This is a genomic window from Limosilactobacillus coleohominis, from assembly GCF_016901675.1.
Taxonomy (GTDB): Bacteria; Bacillota; Bacilli; order Lactobacillales; family Lactobacillaceae; genus Limosilactobacillus; species Limosilactobacillus intestinavium.
In genome coordinates, this window is record NZ_JACJKU010000002.1 from 18,085 (window position 1) to 34,586 (window position 16,502).

A 16,502-nucleotide genomic window follows, 5' to 3' on the forward strand; every position below is an offset into this window, starting at 1 on the left:
GTAATAAAAGTATTGTAACAATTTAATTTGAAATCGCCAAATTCAAAACATAATTTCTGATAATTTGCCACATTTTATAATGTTGCTTATTAAAAAAGGCTGGATGCTCATTAATACTGAAGTACTTGATTTCTACTGTCTCAGTTGGTTTGGTTGAAAATTGATGTGTGCTAACCAATTCTACCAAGAAGAACGCATTGATCGGTTGAACTGGATCCCCATTGGGATAGGTATATTTGTCATCATCCTGCATCGCCAACAACTTGGTTGGTTTGACTAATAACCCCGCATCTTCCTTATATTCGCGCACAACGGTTTGGCGAAATGTTTCCCCATAAGCCATATAGCCACCCGGAAATCCCCAATCTCCGGTATCTGCACGATGTTGTAGAAGAACACGGTGGTGATCATCCAATAATGCTCCTGAGGCACAAGTCATGATTAACGGCATTTTACCAACGCGATCGCGCAACTCCTTTATATATGCCATGCAGCATTCTCCTTTCGATACCATCCCGGCATGTTCACTTGGGCTTTTTTAAAGGGCTCTAATCCAATTTTTACAAAGGCTTCCCCAACTTTCAAATCGGTGGCCGTCTGCTTACCTTTTAAATTTAAAGTCCTTTCTTCCTCTGAATCAGCTAGGTGATGAATGACGAGATTAGCAAATTGTGAACGCAAGCGATTTGGTAGATCTAAAGGAGACTGCGTAGTCAATATTAATGAAAGGTTCCCCTTGCGGCCTTCACGAGCTATTTGAAATATTCCATTTTTAAATAGTCGATCTTCGTTCGGTAAATAGCGGTGAGCTTCATCAATCACTATTTTTACTGGTAGGGTTGGGTTATGATGTAACCGATAATTCAGAACTTGTTTTAGCAACATCGAAATAAGCTCGCGTTGGCAATCTTCATAGTGTTTAAGAATGGATAAGTCGATCACAAGGGTCTTGTGAAGACTTGCCTGATTCAAAAACATTTGTAACACATAGCCTAATTCTATTAATGGCTTTTTTGAAGTCCGTCGAATCCCGAATAATGTTCGAAACTCTTGTCCCATCATTTTTTCTCGAAATTGACTGATGCCAAACCAAAGGTTCCTAATCAATTGCCGATCATACTGTTGGCCCATTAGTGAATAATCTGCTCGTTCATCCGTAAATGGGATGATCATTTCTTCTATAATCTGCTGAGGTAGCAGTTGGACAGGATAGCCTTTTGACCATGTACCCAACTGAAGCAACTTTTCTTGATAATCTTTAATCGGTATGTTTATTTTGGTCATTAGTTGTTGCTTACCAATGATATTTTGCATAATTTGCAGCGATGCAATTGCCCGGTTAACAAATGGTATTAATTCATTTTGCGTTCCCGTTAAACGAACCAACTGCTCACCATTCATTCGACCAACATCAAAATATGCATTATCCCCCAACCGGTAAACTGTTGCATTTGGCAACTGAGTGTATTCACCAGTCGGATCAAAAACAATGGTAGTCACGTTTTTAGCTTGTAGTTTGCTCAATAAAGCTAGGGTCGTGGTGGTCTTACCACTTCCGGTTTGTCCGGTAATTAGCAAATGATGCTTGGTAAGTTGCTGAACAGCCACTGGCCCTTGGTGGTCAGCCAAATTAATCGCAAATTCATCCATAGTCCTACCTCCAAGTAATTATCATCATTATGAACGAAGAAAACCAGAAAGACAAATCACCATCTTTCTGGTTTCATCATTGTTATTCTACTTTTTGGAAAGTAGTGTTTTTGTGGTCAATCCCTTGCCCAGCATTGGCAATTTTATATGTAAAACTACCTGCGTACATTTTATTACCAAGGACAAGCACCCGATTATATTGCCAGCGAGAATTTTGTCCTGACTGTGTCTTAGACAAAGTCATATGACTGCCCTTTGCTAAGTACTGCCAAGTACCATTCTTAGATTCTTTATTATAAATAGACTCGAAGTTACTATCGCTCTGATTAGCTTTCAACGCTTTCGATTTATCTGCAGTAACAACTACCCGGTCTGAATCCTTTGAAAAGGCCATGTATAACTTATTGTTACCATTTACACTAGTATATTGATAAACATGTCCTGGAACCGTGCTGGCGACGCGGTGAGTACAAAAGGCGTACCCCGCAACAAGGATTAGTAAAACGACAATAATAACTCCCCAAACTGTCTTAGCTTTCCGTGTCATTGTTGTCATTAGTCATCATCCTCATCAGCATCATAGTCGTCGTTGGTATCTTGTGATTGGTTACTGCTGTTGTCACTATCACTATCATCATTTTGGCTGCTTGAGTCTTTGTCATCGCTGGATGAACTGTTCTTATCCGACTTCTTCTTAGTGTACACAGAAACTTCCCCATCTTGATAGTCAACGTAAGCTTCGTCGTCATCATCACTCAGATGACTCTTAATTAGGGATTCAGCCTTCCTGATGCTCTTCTTGGTACCCTTTTGAACTAGTGAATTGATTTCATCAGTGTCATCATCCAAATCAACCGACTTCATACTGTCGGAATCATTATCATCATAAGCATTGTAAGAAACATCGTCACCATTACTACCAGCTGCTGTCTTCAGTTGCTTAGCCAGTTTGTTTGCATCCATATCTTCGTTCGAAGTTGATGAATTGTTGGACTTGCTGTGCTTACTGTGTGATTGAGTTCCTGTTGAAGAATTATCGTCATCATTATCAGTTGTAGTATTTGTGGTGGAATTATTAGTAGTAGTTGTATCACCATTACTGCTTTGGTAATTCTTAGTCGTTACCTTGGGGCTGACTACGAATGTGACGTTCTTAGGCCCATTGTTAATCGTAGTCTTTGAGATAACAACCAGGTTTGGATCCCCTTGTGGACGATAGTTTTGTGGAACATTACCATTCTTGTTTAAAATCAAGGTTTGCCCAGCGTAAATCAAATTAATATTTTGAATATGGTTATCATAGGCAATTTTAGCGACTGAGATACCTGTTGCGGCAGAAATTCCAGACAGAGTATCACCCCATTGAACGATATATTTAGTACCATTCAAATCATTAGTATTAATGTGTTGCATTACCATGTTATTACTGATTTGCTGTGGAGTATTTGCTACCCAGTTAGTGATATCAGCTTGTTCTTCAATGCTTTGTCCAGTAGTATTAGCCAAAACCGTTGGTGTGATCATTGCTGATCCTGCTAAAGCTGCAGTCATTAGTAAGGCCGTCAGCTGTTTTTTACTATTCATTACTTATTTCCTCCCAAAGTAATTCAGTTAACAATATTAATTTTAACGCTGTTTTTTGAACCTTTCAATCATTGAATTAATAAGATAATAACTATCATTGCAAACAGTGACTTAGTAAATTGAAAATTGGTGCCAATCTCTCATTCAGATTTTTTGAACAATAAAAAAAGCCCGGCGAACCGGGCACCTGATATGCAGATTTCTGTAGGCCATGTTTTGTCAAAGCATAATTATCAGGTATTAATTATGCAGTGGTAATCATCTATCTCAGTGTCTTAAGACACTCCCCTGGAATCACTTCAATTCGTTATCCAAAGCTCCCCTACCGTAAGTTTGGGTTTACCGCTTGAGGGGTTTACCGCGTTCCATCAGCATTGTTTCCAATACTGCTTCGTCACTGTGGCACTTTTCAGGAATACTGGGGCATAGTCGAAACCTTAGCCGCTTTTTCCGCCGTCACCGGATCACCGGTGCCCCGCCTTATCGTTTCAGCGAGCACAAACACTACGGGCATCGCAGCCCGTGCGAGCATGGACCTTCCTAACACGGCATACACCGTGCTCGATTACCCAAAACCTGCAAATATTGATCAGATTTTACGGATAAAATTAAAGAAGGTGTGAATCGTCATCGCCGTTATCAAGTTGAGAACCAAATACCCGACGTTCCAAGTTAGATAATCGCTTTAAGATATCCATATTTGTAGCGTTGGAAACTGGTTGGCTATTGGATTGAGCAGGTGCACCAATTGATGAACCAACTTCAACTTGACGATTTAATTCGTCAACCTTGGACTTTAAACGTTCATTTTCGTCACGCAGACTTTGAACTTCCTTGTTAAAAGTATCGTAGTCCTTAATAACATCATCTAAGAATGAGTCAACGTCATCAACGTCGTAACCCTTACCAATGCTTTTTTCTTTAAATTGCTTATGCAAAATATCTTGTGGCGTGAAATTAATATTATCCAACTTTAACACCTCAAATTTAAAAATTATCCGACAACGTAGATATTTTACCTAAAAACCAGCAGAATTACAAGGATGCAATTGAGATTATTCCAAAATCAGCACAAATTCTTAATAATCTGGATGCTCTTGTTCTGCCAGTTCAGTGGCTGCGTCTTGTAAATCATCAAAGGTGATCGTTTGAATTTCATAATCACGATGTTCCTGATATTTTCTAGCGGCGCGATAATCCCATGAAGGCTTGCTTGTCTGCTCACCTTCTGATTCGCGGTCAGGATCAAATATAATGAGGAGACTATCAGAATGATCCAGCATAAACTGCTGATAATTTCGTAACTGTTGCGGAGATTGATAGGGTTGATTACTGACTGGAGCATGAAAATCAACATTTTTTAGTGCTGTTGCTAGCTTTACTTGATTCTGTTCATTCCAGCGTTCAGCCACTTTAAGATAGGGTTCCATAATAGAGGTCTTTAATTGCGGATAATCTTTTTTCAATGTATTGCCAACTTCGATTGCCCAACGTTCAACTCCCATTTGAGGACCAGAAATGAGCCAAAATTCATCTTCCGATGAGTCTAAACGCTGCGTAAGTTCATTTTTTAATACATTTTTAATAACCTTGATTTTCGGATCATAATCCTTAAAAACAGCTAATTCATAGGAACTGTAACCTGTTATCCATAATCTCCGCACGATTTCACCCCATAATCTCATCTGGTATTTAATCATTATTTATTTCTTTGGTATAATAACATTTAATTGAGGGAGGAGCCACAATGAGTATTCATTATCCAAGCGGTCAAGGACCCGTTCATTTTCAAAAGCCACTGGTGAATAAAAAAACATCCCGATATCAGTCGACTTATAGTAAGCGGGGAATGTCCTTGGAAAAGGAAATTAATGAAAGCAACCAATACTACCTGGCAACTCATCAGGCAGTAATCCACAAAAAGCCGACCCCAATCCAACTTGTGAAGGTCGACTATCCGAAAAGGAGTGCGGCAGTAATTAGGGAGGCCTATTTCAGACGCCCTTCTACTACGGATTACAATGGCATCTATAAAGGGTATTATATTGATTTTGATGCAAAGGAAACCCGTAATAAGCGATCGTTTCCGCTTAAAAATTTCCATCAACATCAAATTAATCATCTGATGGCCTGTGTTGCACAAGGTGGAATTTGTTTTGCTTTTATTAAATTTACTACGTTAGATCTGTTATACTTATTGCCGGCTACCAAGCTCTTTGAATATTGGCAAGACCAAAAGAATGGCGGTAAGAGTTCTATTACCCTTGCAACCATTAAAAAGGATGGCATTAAAGTCGAATACGGGCTGAATCCCCGTCTGCAATATTTACCAGCAATTGACCAATTAATTGCCATCTATGAAAAAGGAGAAAAGCATGAATAATGATGAATTCCCTAGTCGTCGTCAAGATGACTTGGCGGAAAGCGAAGGTCGCGGACCGTTAATCAAAAAGATTTTTCTATGGGTCGTCGGGATCATCGTATTGTTAATTATTAGCGGTGCCGCCCTGTTCTTCTTTTGGGCATCAAGTGCACCAAAAATTAGTCGTAATGAATTAGCAAGTCAGTCGACAACTACCATTTATGATGCAAACAATAAGGTTGTTTCTCGGCTGGGTGCTCAAAAACGACAGTACGCAAAATCAAGTAAAATCCCTGACAATTTAAAACACGCAGTTGTTTCAATTGAAGACCGGCGTTTCTATAAGAATCATGGGGTTGATCCAACCAGAATTATGGGAGCAGCCTTAAATAACGTTTTCCATCGTTCTGATGGTACCCAGGGTGGGAGTACCCTAACCCAACAATTGGTGAAATTATCCGTATTTTCTACTGCTGCTTCTGATCGTACTTTTAAGCGTAAGGCGCAAGAAGCATGGCTGGCAATTAACGTTGACCGGAACTTCTCCAAAAATGAAATTCTTGAATTTTATATTAACAAGGTCTACATGGGTAATGGTGTCTACGGGATGAAGACCGCTGCTCAGTACTATTATGGTAAAGATCTGGACGAACTATCATTAGCTCAAATGGCAATGTTGGCCGGAATTCCTCAATCCCCAACGTATTACAACCCAGACGTTAAAGATACTCAACCAGCTACCATCCGGCGTAACCAAGTGTTGAACGCAATGGTTCGGAGTAAATACATTACTCAAGCACAAGCCGATTCAGCTAAGCAAGAGTCAGTTACTAAGGGATTAGATAGTTCACACGGTAATACCAAGACTAATGACGTTAACGTAAAAGAACCAGTTGTTGATGCCTATGTCAAAGAGGTATTAGCCCAACTTGAACAAAAGGGCTATAACCCTCAAACAGACGGTTTGCAAGTTCATACCAATATGGACCTTGGCGCTCAGCAAAAGTTGTATAACGCTGCTAATAATTCTGTTTCTTTCCAAAGTGACCAAATGCAGACCGGTGTAGCCGTTACCAACCCTCACAATGGTCAAGTGGTTGCCATGCTAGGTGGTCGTCATACGGGTAACACCATTTATGGATTAAACCGGGCTGTCCAAACCAACCGTTCATCAGGTTCCACTGCAAAGCCATTAATGGATTATGGTCCTGCAATTGAATACTTAAACTGGCCTACTTTCTATACTTTAAGAGATACTAAATTTACGTGGCCAGGAACTAATACTGAACTGCATGACTTTGATAACCAAACCAAAGGGACAATGACAATGCAAGATGCACTTGTTCAATCCCGGAACATTCCAGCTATTCGTGCTTTGCAAAAAGTTGGAATTTCTAGAGCAACAACCTTCTTAAACGGATTAGGAATCTCTCAAAAGAAGGCCTTTACGTTAAACAACGGGATTGGTTTATATGTTTCCCCATTACAAGTTTCTGCTGCTTATGCCGCATTTGCTAACGGTGGTACATATTATAAGCCTTACTACATTTCTTCGATTACAACCCAGGATGGTAAGAGCATTAACTACGGTAAGAATGGTAAGCGTGCAATGAGTAAAGCAACAGCCTACATGATTACTTATATGCTCAAGGGTGTTATTGATAGCTCAGATGGTACAGGAACAGCGGCTCACATCAGCGGTGTTCACCAAGCTGGTAAGACCGGGACTACTAACTATCCTTCTGGTCATAGTCAATCTGGCGTCATGGATTCTTGGATGGCAGGTTATACTAAGAACTATTCAGTTGCTGTTTGGACCGGATACGATCAACCAATGAAGAATTCCATTTCCAGTGCCTATGAACGTTCTGCAATTATGCTGTATCGGGCAATCATGGATTATCTGGATGGTAAAAACCACGCTAGTGATTGGAAAATGCCAGATACCGTTGAAGCAGTTCGTTATCGTGGACGAAAAGGACTGGTTGTTAAGGATTCCAAGTGGGCTCTTCAATACACTGCAATTGATGATAGTGACAGTAGCAATTCGGATTCTTCTGCAAGTTCAAGTTCTGATTCAGATCTTTCGTCCTCTGTCAGTTCATTCTTTGAAAGTCGTGGTCGTGATCATGAATCATCGAGTTCCGCTTCTAGTGCATCAACCAATGCTACTAGTGAAAGTAACAATAATACGAACAGTACTACGCCACCTTCGAATTCCACCTCACCTGCTGCAGGTGGTAATCAGTAATTAATTAAAAAAGTCGTTAACGCGTTTGCGTTAACGGCTTTTTTCATCTATTTCATGCTGAATTAGCGGAATAAACAACTTAGCAATTTGTCGACCCCCAGCTGGACTCAAGTGAAGATGATCGCCAAAATCGTATTGGTATCTTAGCTGGCCGGTATCATGATCAGTTAATAAAGTTCCACCATCAACTACTCCAGGCTGTTGTAAAAGGAAATGGTTGAGCAGTTGACGTTGTCGATCAATAATCTCTTCAGATGGTTGCAAGTTTGCTGTATCAAACATTCTTAATGGAGCAATGGTGGTCGTTAATAATTTACTTTTATTGAGACGACACTGATAGCGTAAACGTTGAAATCCTAGTGCCAACTGTTGTGGAGTTACATTTTGTTCAGCAATAAGCCGACTATAGTACGGCAATAGCAGATCATTCGTCCCAATTATTGCTAATGTGAGTTTACTATTTGTTTCTTGAAGCTGGTGACGGTGCAGAAGACTAATCCCAAAGGTTTCATAAAGCGGCTCCTCAACTGGTGCATCAAGCATCAGTTGATTGCCCGCAATTCCTGTTTGATACCAAACCAGCCGATTTGGAAATTGACGATTAAAATACTGAATTAGTGGTTCTGTAACCATGCCACTTTCTACCAAAGAGTCACCCGTAATTTCAATTTGAAATACCGGACGGTCAGTTTGGACCTCAAGGCTTTCTAGTGAAAACCAGCCTTTTCGAGAGTGCCAATGATTGTTGAATGAGGGCGCAGCTGATATTCCACGTGAAATGGTCGCATTCGTTATTCCAGGGTGATACGTAGAAGCAAAATCTGCATATGTTTGTGGTCGAGTGGCTTCCATTTGGATATATAACGATTGACCAGCATGAATTGGCATCAGCACTGGATCCGTAAAAAGAAATTGCCCCCGGGGAATCACAATCTGTTCCTGGTGATGACAATATATTTGATGACTGTTTTTAAATTCTGAATTATCCGCTAAAATCACTTTATCAAAGATCAGATTTTGGCGACCATAACGGTTGGTCAGTTTTAGTCGACAACAACTGCCAGCCAGACTAGTTGTGACCTTAATGCTTTGACGCAATTCAGAATAATGGAATGGTAATGCACTAAAATCATGAGTCAACTGGTAAAATCCTGGATACCACTGCATTACTATTCCTCCTTCTGTTTCATAGTAGCTCCTCGTTCATAACATAAAACGGTGTCGAGCCTTTATAAATAGTTCAACACCGTTGATTGATTAATGCTGTTCGGCAATCAAATTAACAACATCCGCGGGATCAATTCCCATAAAGTATTTATTTAGATCAAATTGATTCAAAGCCTGACGTAATGTCTGCGGATCATATTTTAAACCTTGCAATTCATTTTCAATATCATGAACGTCACCAGTGCCAAAGAAATCACCATAAATTTTTACATTTACGATTTTTCCTTTTTCAATTAACATCCGAGCGTCAATTGTTCCAGAAGTGAAGTGGTGACGTTTCTTAATGGTGAAAGCTGGTGATTTACCGTATACCCAATCCCAGTTTTTGTATAACTCTTGCTCAATTTTATCAATTGCTGCATTGTCAGCTGACGTTAAGTGATACTCATTTTGTTGAGCGGCCTTCAGTGAGTCAGTATGATAAATTTTCTTAATTAATTCATCACGAAACTCTTCCGTTGACAAATTTTGGTATTCAGGTTTTAAGTACTGCATAATATTTGTCACCCGTGACCGAACCGACTTAATCCCCTTTGAGGCAATTTTGTCTTTGGGGACATGAAGAGCATCAGCAACAGAATCAGTATTCACATTGTACATCAAGGTACCATGAGAAAATGCTTTACCATCTCGAGTATACATCGCGTTGCCAGAAAATTTCTTACCGTCCACAACGATGTCATTGCGTCCCGTGACTTTGGCCCCCGTACACCCCATTTCATGAAGGGCGTCCACAACTGGTTTCACAAGATCCTTAAAGTCACCAAACCGAATTTGATCAGCGGGAACTACAAAGCTGAAGCAAAGGTTTCCCATATCTTGATACATAGCGCCACCACCAGATAACCTTCTAGTAACTGTCACGCCATGCTCCTCACAATACTGCTGATTAATTTCTTCAAGCGTATTTTGGTTACGACCAACAATAATACAATCCTTTTCAATGTAAAAAAGCATAAATGGTGGTTTGATTTGCTGGCTGTTCATTAAGTATTGCTCAGTTGCTAAATTACTACGAATATCATGACTCTGCATTGCTAAATATTTCATAAATCTAAACTCTTTCCAAATTAAATATTAGTCGGCATTCCTAAGCCAACATCAGCACTATCCATAATTGCTTCAGATAGTGATGGATGAGGATGAACAGTTAGAGCAATATCTTCAACTGTTGCACCAGATTCGATTGCTAAAGTTAACTCACTAATTAGGTCTGAAGCATCCGCTCCGACAATCTGCGCTCCCACAACTTGCTGTTCATCGCTAGTAAAGACTAGACGGACGAACCCATCAGGAGAGTGCATTGAAACTGCTCGTCCATTAGCAGAGAACGGGAATTTAGCGGTTTTTACACTTAAACCTTGATCTTTGGCTTGAGCAGCCGTTAACCCAGTAGTTGCGATTTCTGGATCCACATAACATACCGCTGGCATTGCACGATAATCAACAACTGACTTCTGTCCTGCAATTGCTTCAGCAGCAATTTTCCCTTCGTAACTGGCCTTGTGTGCCAATGCCGCACCAGCAACAATATCACCAATCGCATAGATATGATTAATATTAGTTCGTCCTTGGGCATCCACTTTAATTAGGCCCCGTTGGTCTGTTTGAATACCAACCTGCTCAAGTCCGATTTCCTTGGTGTTTGGTTTGCGGCCAACAGTGACGCAAACATCATCAGCCATAATTGAATGCTCGGTACCGTCAAGACTGTATGTAACCTTTACGGAACCATCACCGTCTGTAGCACTTTTGGCCATTGCATTGGTAATAATTTTAACGCCTCGTTGCTCCAAACGTTTTTGTACAATTTTAACAATATCCTTTTCGTAATTTCTTAAAATTGCATCTGTTCCTTCTAAAATGGTTACTTTAGTACCAAAGTTGGCGTAAGCAGACGCAAGTTCACATCCAATATATCCTCCACCAATGATAATGAGGTTCTTCGGTTGCTGAGATAATTCCAATAGCCCTGTTGAATCAATTACACGACCCTGAAATTTAAATCCAGGAATTTCAATTGGATGACTACCTGTGGCAATAATCAAGTTTTTAAAAGTATATGTTTGTGCGACATCTTGGTGCATGACCCGTAAACTGTTTTGATCTTTTAAAAAGGCTTTTCCATGAATGACATCAATATGATTCTTTTTAAAGAGATAAGCAACACCATTCGTCATCCGTTGAACGACCGACCCTCGATATTTTTGTACTTTGTCCCAGTCGAGTTTAACTGTGTCAGCAACTACTCCTTCGCTGGCCGACCCCAGAGCTGTCTGGTAGTCATGGGAAACCTGAATTAAAGCCTTGGATGGAATGCATCCTACTCGTAGGCAAACGCCACCAAGTTTAGCATTGTCTTCAATCACTGTAACCTTTTGGCCCAATTCAGCCGCATGAACTGCGGCAACATACCCACCAGGTCCCGATCCGATGACCACCGTATCTAAATCAATTGGAAAATCTCCTACAACCATCGTTCTATCATCCTTCCATTAATAACAATTCTGGGTCCGCTAGCAGTTCCTTCAGCCGATTCATAGCACGTTGTGCTGTGGCTCCATCAATAATCCGGTGATCAACCGCAAGAGATAATTTTAAGATCTTAGCAATTTTAACCTGGTTATTTTCTACCACTGGTTCAGGAGCAATTTTACCCATGCCAAGGATAGCAACTTCTGGCCAATTAATTAGTGGTGTAAAGAACCCACCGCCAATTGAGCCAATATTCGTAATTGACATCCCAGTGTGTCCCATATCATCTGCACTCAATTTACCATCCTTAGCTTTGGCAGTATTTTGAAAGATTTGTTTAGCAATGGCAAAGAGACTCATTGAATCTGCATGTTTAACATTTGGAACAAACAGGCCGCGATCAGTATCCGTTGCAATACCGACATTAATATAATCACGGTAGTTAATTGCATGGTTATCCATATCAACAGTTGCATTGAAAACTGGGAATTCTTTCATAATCACCGCTAAGGCTTTGGTCATATATGCCATAAATGTTAAGTGTACGCCGTGTTCCTTAGCCAATTCTTTGTACTTCTTGCGGTGATCCCATAGCTTATCCACATTCACTTCATCAAATAAGTGGATCATCGGAATTTCATTAGCTGATTTAATCATTGCTTTAGCAGTGGCTTTCCGTACTGGAGTCATTTTTTCAGTGTGTGATGGCCAATCCAAATCAGCATTTACTTTTGGCTTTGCAGTGCTTACTGGTTGTTCATTGGCTGGTTGTTGATCAGCTGACGATGCCGGCTGATTCATGAAGGCTTCAACGTCAGTCTTCAGGATCTGCCCATGACGACCCGTACCCTTAACTGCACTTAATTGAACGTCATGATCGCGCGCAAACTTTCGAACAGCAGGCATTGCTAGTACAGGAACTGAATGGTCGGCTTGTGCAAGAGAATGGTCATTCGATGGTTGCTTACTGGAAGCAGCTGTTGAATCTTGCTTAGTACTTGGTGTGGGTTGTTTACTATCAACATTGCCCTGACCTTTTGCAACCGCTAACCTTACTAATGGTTGCCCGACCTGAGCTGTTTCATCTGCTGGTACTAAAATCTTAGTAACAGTTCCATCAACTGGGGATGGTAACTCTTCAACAGATTTATCATTTTCAATTTGTACCAAGTCTTCATCTTTCTTGATGGAGTCACCTTCTTGCACATGCCATTCGCCAACTTTGCCCTCAGCAATTCCTTCACCAATATCTGGTAACTTGAATTCATAGGTATCTTGATTCTGAGAAGTGGTACTTGCTGACGAATGAACTGTTGTTTCAGCTGATTCTTTATCAGCAACATTTCCTTGTCCATCAGCAACCGCAATTTCGACAAGCGGCTGGCCGACTTGAGCCGTTTCATCCGCTGGGACCAAAATTTTAGCAATTGTACCTTCTACCGGTGACGGTAGTTCTTCAACAGATTTATCATTTTCAATTTGAACCAAATCATCATCTTTCTTGATTTGGTCGCCTTCTTTAACATGCCATTCGCCAACCGTGCCTTCGGCAATTCCTTCCCCAATATCTGGCAATTTAAATTGGTATTTTTCACTCATCCTTTGTTCACCTCATTAAAAATTAACGGTTTCCTTAACAGCATTGACGATGTCCTGTTTATTAGGCAACCATACCGTTTCACCCTGGCTAAATGGGTATGGTGTGTCAGGAGCAGCAACTCGCTTGATCGGCGCATCCAGTGACAAAATGCCCTTTTCAGCAATTAACGCAGCTACCTGGGCACTCACACCAGCCTGTTTTTGTGCCTCTTGAACCAATACTACCCTTCCAGTCTTTCGTACTGATGATAAAATAGTATCTTCATCAAGCGGAGCAATGGTTCTTAAGTCCACAACTTCAGCATTAATCCCATCCTTTGCCAGATCAGCGGCAGCTTGCAGGCTAGCTTGAACCAAGTATCCGTATGTAATGATCGAGACATCCGTTCCTTCTCGCTTAACTGCAGCTTGGTCTAACGCAACGGTATATGCTTTATCAGGGACTTCTTCTTTAACTGACCGGTACAGCTTCATGTGTTCTAGGAAAATTACAGGATCATCGGAACGAATTGATGAAATCAAAAGTCCCTTTGCATCGTAAGGGCCACTCGGTACAACCACCCGTAATCCAGGAACCTGTGCAACCAATCCTTCAAAACTGTCGGAGTGCAGTTCAGGAGTATGGACACCACCACCAAATGGCGTCCGAATCGTTACTGGGAAGTTTCGTGAGCCGCCCATTCTGAATCGTTCACGGGCCAATTGTCCTGCAATTTGATCAAATGCTTCGAAAACAAAGCCCATAAATTGAATTTCTGGAACTGGCCGAAAGCCTTGCATTGCTAACCCATTAGCTAAACCAATAATTCCCGATTCTGCTAATGGAGTATCATAAACTCGTTCTGGCCCATACTTCTTTTGTAATCCATCAGTGGCACGAAAGACACCACCATTTTTACCAACATCTTCACCAAAAATTTGAACCTTGTCATCCCGACCAAGTTCCTCATCCAGGGCGTTAGTAATTGCTTTAATCATTGTTAACTTCGCCATGATTATTTGCCCTCCTTAGTTGAAATTTCATCAATTTGCTTTTGAATGGCTGGCGGTGTCTCTACAAATTCATTTTGCAGGTATTCCGTAACTGATTCAGCAGGTTGCGATTCAACTTCCTGAATTGCCTGATTAATTTCTTTTTCAACCTCTTGTTCGTAAGCATCTTCTTGATCCTGGTTCCAAATGCCCTTATCAGTTAAGAATTTCCGCATTCTGACTAGTGGATCTTTAGCGTGCCATGCATCTTCTTCTTCCTTTGTCCGGTAACGCTTAGGATCATCACCAGATAAGGTATGAGGACCATAACGATAGGTTAGTGTCTCTAACATGACTGGCCCGTTTCCAGCGATAATATAGTCACGAGCCTGCTTAGCAGCAGAATATACTGCCAGAGCATCCATCCCATCAACAACAATCCCTGGAATACCAACTGCGACCGCTTTTTGTGCCAAAACTGGGGCCGCCGTTTGCAGTTCACGAGGAACCGAAATCGCATACTTGTTATTTTGTACTACAAATAGTGCTGGGGCTTTAAAAGCACCGGCAAAGTTCATTCCTTCATAAAAATCCCCCTGCGATGTTCCACCATCACCTGTATATGTATATGCTAGAGCCTTAGCACCTTTCTTCTTTAAGCCAAGGGCAACCCCAGCAGTTTGAACATACTGGGCACCAATGATAATTTGTGGCGGCATCGCATTCAGTTCTTTTTCATATTTGTTACCGTTAACCATTCCCTTTGACCACATGAAGGCTTTTGCCAAAGGCAAACCATGCTTGACTAATTCAGGAACATCACGGTATCCGCCAAGGAGATAATCATCTTTGGTCATTGCAAAATTAGAGGCCATCTGACTAGCTTCTTCTCCAGCAGTCGGTGCGAAAAATCCTAACCTGCCTTGACGATTAAGCTTCGTTGAACGATCATCAACAATTCTTGACCAAATCATTTGCTTAAATAATTCAACCAGTTGCTCATCTGTTAAATCCGGCATCAAATCACGATTAACGATTTCTCCATTTTCATTCAATACTTGGAGAGTTTCATATTGTGGAGTGTGCTTTAATTTTTCAAAATCTAGTTGACCCATTGTCTGCACTTCCTTATAGTTCTATTTTGTATACGCTTACATTGAACATTCTAAACTTTTTTTCATATTATTCAATTTTGTGTATTGTTTCCCCAAGTTTAAATACACGTTTTCCCTATTAAATCAGGGTTTTGATTAAACCGGTAGCCAAATTTGTTCAGAACTAAACTTCTTCATTAATTCGGATAATAAAAAACTCCCAACGTTCAATCACCGAACGCTAGGAGTTTAAAGACATTAACTAGTAGTGAAGATCAACTTCATCTTCATTTAATTCTGCAGCTGGAACTGCACCGTTTTCACGACGTCCCCGTTGTAAGACATAGATCGCAAAAATTACGATTAAAATACCGATCCCTTCGACCAAGTTAATGTGTAAGTGGAAGAAAATCACACTTAAGATACTGGTCGTGATGGGCTGAACTGCATCCATAATACTAATCACATCTGATGGTGCAAGCCGTGAAGCATACAACAACAGTCCAAATGGAATAATCGTACCAAAAATCATTACTGTTGCTACTGAAGATACTAACGTCACCGTTAAATGTGGGGTGTTAGTCCAGAATGGGTGGAAACAATTAAAGAAGATTCCTGCAATCATTGTTCCCCAACCTAACACTACCAGTGGTGGGTTCTTCTCAGCGGCCTTACGAGGTAAAACCACATAAAATGCAGCCGTTACCCCTGAACCTAATCCCCAAAGCAGTGAAATAAATGGTACTGCTAAGTGAGTAAAATCACCACGCGTTATACATAAGAATACACCAATTAAGGCCAGAACAAAGGCAACTAAATCACTGCGCATTGGCATTTTACGTTGGAAAATCACTGAACCCAAAACAATAAATAATGGGGACAGATATTGGAGAATTGTCGCAGTTGAGGCATTCCCCGTTTGAATAGCGTAGTAAAAAGTTAATAGGTTCATCGCCAGACCAAAAATTGCGTAAGTAACAACGGAGATCAGGCTAGCCCGATCCTTGAAGACGCCAAAAATATTGCCGCGATATACAATCGCACTAATTATTAATAAAATCAGTCCAGTAAAAAAGGTCCGGGTGGACAGCATCCATGGTGCTGGAATTGCAAGATTTTGGGAAATTAGTTGCAGGACGGTTCCTGAAATTCCCCAACTAAATGAAGCAGCAGCTGCCCATGCGATCCCCTTGGTTACTTGATTATGATTTGTCACTCTCTTTCTCTCCTTACTCAAAAATATGGTTTATTCTAACATAAAATAAGTGAAATTCAGGCGAACAAAAGC

General features: G+C 40.7%; 15 protein-coding genes and 1 other RNA gene. 2 read left to right on the plus strand and 14 right to left on the minus strand.

Annotated features, from left to right (window positions below; all coding sequences use genetic code 11):
- Positions 1-22: 22 nt before the first annotated feature.
- From H5975_RS00330 to H5975_RS00360, 7 genes are all read right to left on the minus strand, one after another.
- Complete coding sequence (locus H5975_RS00330; RefSeq protein WP_204784414.1) at positions 23-490, minus strand: NUDIX hydrolase; 468 nt, start codon at positions 488-490, stop codon at positions 23-25.
- Positions 478-1,650 carry an ATP-binding protein gene (locus tag H5975_RS00335; protein WP_204784415.1) on the minus strand — a complete coding sequence of 391 codons (1,173 nt, stop codon included), beginning with the start codon at positions 1,648-1,650 and terminating at the stop codon, positions 478-480. Before H5975_RS00335 ends, H5975_RS00330 begins: the two co-directional genes overlap by 13 nt.
- 82 nt (positions 1,651-1,732) lie before the next feature.
- Positions 1,733-2,206 (minus strand): hypothetical protein, encoded by a 474-nt coding sequence (locus H5975_RS00340; RefSeq protein WP_239459486.1) that lies wholly within the window; start codon positions 2,204-2,206, stop codon positions 1,733-1,735.
- Positions 2,206-3,234, minus strand: coding sequence for a LysM peptidoglycan-binding domain-containing protein (locus tag H5975_RS00345; RefSeq protein WP_204784416.1), 1,029 nt, complete (start codon positions 3,232-3,234; stop codon positions 2,206-2,208). Before H5975_RS00345 ends, H5975_RS00340 begins: the two co-directional genes overlap by 1 nt.
- 200 nt (positions 3,235-3,434) lie before the next feature.
- Positions 3,435-3,811: RNase P RNA component class B (gene rnpB, locus H5975_RS00350), an RNA gene on the minus strand.
- A 31-nt stretch (positions 3,812-3,842) separates the two neighbouring features.
- Positions 3,843-4,205 (minus strand): cell division regulator GpsB, encoded by a 363-nt coding sequence (gene gpsB, locus H5975_RS00355; RefSeq protein ID WP_178661598.1) that lies wholly within the window; start codon positions 4,203-4,205, stop codon positions 3,843-3,845.
- 108 nt (positions 4,206-4,313) lie between these two features.
- On the minus strand, positions 4,314-4,898 hold the full coding sequence (locus tag H5975_RS00360; protein ID WP_204784417.1) for an SLOG family protein: 585 nt from the start codon (positions 4,896-4,898) through the stop codon (positions 4,314-4,316).
- A gap of 83 nt (positions 4,899-4,981) precedes the next feature.
- On the opposite strand from H5975_RS00360, the gene recU reads away from it, so the two are divergent.
- Both recU and H5975_RS00370 read left to right on the plus strand, forming a co-directional pair.
- Complete coding sequence (gene recU, locus H5975_RS00365; RefSeq protein WP_178661602.1) at positions 4,982-5,617, plus strand: Holliday junction resolvase RecU; 636 nt, start codon at positions 4,982-4,984, stop codon at positions 5,615-5,617.
- Positions 5,610-7,847, plus strand: coding sequence for a PBP1A family penicillin-binding protein (locus H5975_RS00370; protein WP_204784418.1), 2,238 nt, complete (start codon positions 5,610-5,612; stop codon positions 7,845-7,847). The genes recU and H5975_RS00370 overlap by 8 nt, the downstream gene beginning before the upstream one ends.
- Before the next feature lie 30 nt (positions 7,848-7,877).
- Here H5975_RS00370 and H5975_RS00375 read toward each other — a convergent pair whose 3' ends face one another.
- The 7 genes from H5975_RS00375 to H5975_RS00405 all read right to left on the minus strand — a co-directional run bounded on the left by H5975_RS00375 (position 7,878) and on the right by H5975_RS00405 (position 16,430).
- A complete protein-coding gene (locus H5975_RS00375) occupies positions 7,878-9,014 on the minus strand; it encodes a lipolytic protein G-D-S-L family protein (protein ID WP_204784419.1) in 1,137 nt (378 codons plus the stop codon).
- A 90-nt stretch (positions 9,015-9,104) separates the two neighbouring features.
- The gene (locus tag H5975_RS00380) at positions 9,105-10,124 is read right to left on the minus strand and encodes a lipoate--protein ligase (RefSeq protein ID WP_204784420.1); all 1,020 of its coding nucleotides are present in this window, start codon (positions 10,122-10,124) and stop codon (positions 9,105-9,107) included.
- 20 nt (positions 10,125-10,144) lie between these two features.
- The gene (gene lpdA, locus H5975_RS00385) at positions 10,145-11,551 is read right to left on the minus strand and encodes a dihydrolipoyl dehydrogenase (RefSeq protein ID WP_204784421.1); all 1,407 of its coding nucleotides are present in this window, start codon (positions 11,549-11,551) and stop codon (positions 10,145-10,147) included.
- Positions 11,552-11,558: 7 nt separating this feature from the next.
- Positions 11,559-13,148 carry a 2-oxo acid dehydrogenase subunit E2 gene (locus H5975_RS00390; protein WP_204784422.1) on the minus strand — a complete coding sequence of 530 codons (1,590 nt, stop codon included), beginning with the start codon at positions 13,146-13,148 and terminating at the stop codon, positions 11,559-11,561.
- A gap of 15 nt (positions 13,149-13,163) precedes the next feature.
- Positions 13,164-14,141 (minus strand): alpha-ketoacid dehydrogenase subunit beta, encoded by a 978-nt coding sequence (locus H5975_RS00395; RefSeq protein WP_204784423.1) that lies wholly within the window; start codon positions 14,139-14,141, stop codon positions 13,164-13,166.
- Positions 14,142-14,143: 2 nt separating this feature from the next.
- Positions 14,144-15,235: a pyruvate dehydrogenase (acetyl-transferring) E1 component subunit alpha gene (gene pdhA / locus H5975_RS00400; RefSeq protein WP_204784424.1), complete on the minus strand. Its 1,092-nt coding sequence runs from the start codon at positions 15,233-15,235 to the stop codon at positions 14,144-14,146.
- Between the two features lie 241 nt (positions 15,236-15,476).
- The gene (locus tag H5975_RS00405; protein WP_178661618.1) at positions 15,477-16,430 is read right to left on the minus strand and encodes a DMT family transporter; all 954 of its coding nucleotides are present in this window, start codon (positions 16,428-16,430) and stop codon (positions 15,477-15,479) included.
- Positions 16,431-16,502: the final 72 nt, after the last annotated feature.

Bases quoted from the DNA above. Each gene is read 5' to 3' on its own strand.
- H5975_RS00370 (WP_204784418.1), top strand. From the start codon at position 5,610: ATGAATAATGATGAATTCCCTAGTCGTCGTCAAGATGACTTGGCGGAA.
- H5975_RS00395 (WP_204784423.1), bottom strand. From the start codon at position 14,141: ATGGCGAAGTTAACAATGATTAAAGCAATTACTAACGCCCTGGATGAG.
- recU (WP_178661602.1), top strand. From the start codon at position 4,982: ATGAGTATTCATTATCCAAGCGGTCAAGGACCCGTTCATTTTCAAAAG.
- pdhA (WP_204784424.1), bottom strand. From the start codon at position 15,235: ATGGGTCAACTAGATTTTGAAAAATTAAAGCACACTCCACAATATGAA.
- H5975_RS00375 (WP_204784419.1), bottom strand. From the start codon at position 9,014: ATGCAGTGGTATCCAGGATTTTACCAGTTGACTCATGATTTTAGTGCA.
- H5975_RS00330 (WP_204784414.1), bottom strand. From the start codon at position 490: ATGGCATATATAAAGGAGTTGCGCGATCGCGTTGGTAAAATGCCGTTA.
- H5975_RS00335 (WP_204784415.1), bottom strand. From the start codon at position 1,650: ATGGATGAATTTGCGATTAATTTGGCTGACCACCAAGGGCCAGTGGCT.
- H5975_RS00390 (WP_204784422.1), bottom strand. From the start codon at position 13,148: ATGAGTGAAAAATACCAATTTAAATTGCCAGATATTGGGGAAGGAATT.
- H5975_RS00340 (WP_239459486.1), bottom strand. From the start codon at position 2,206: ATGACAACAATGACACGGAAAGCTAAGACAGTTTGGGGAGTTATTATT.
- H5975_RS00345 (WP_204784416.1), bottom strand. From the start codon at position 3,234: ATGAATAGTAAAAAACAGCTGACGGCCTTACTAATGACTGCAGCTTTA.
- lpdA (WP_204784421.1), bottom strand. From the start codon at position 11,551: ATGGTTGTAGGAGATTTTCCAATTGATTTAGATACGGTGGTCATCGGA.
- H5975_RS00380 (WP_204784420.1), bottom strand. From the start codon at position 10,124: ATGAAATATTTAGCAATGCAGAGTCATGATATTCGTAGTAATTTAGCA.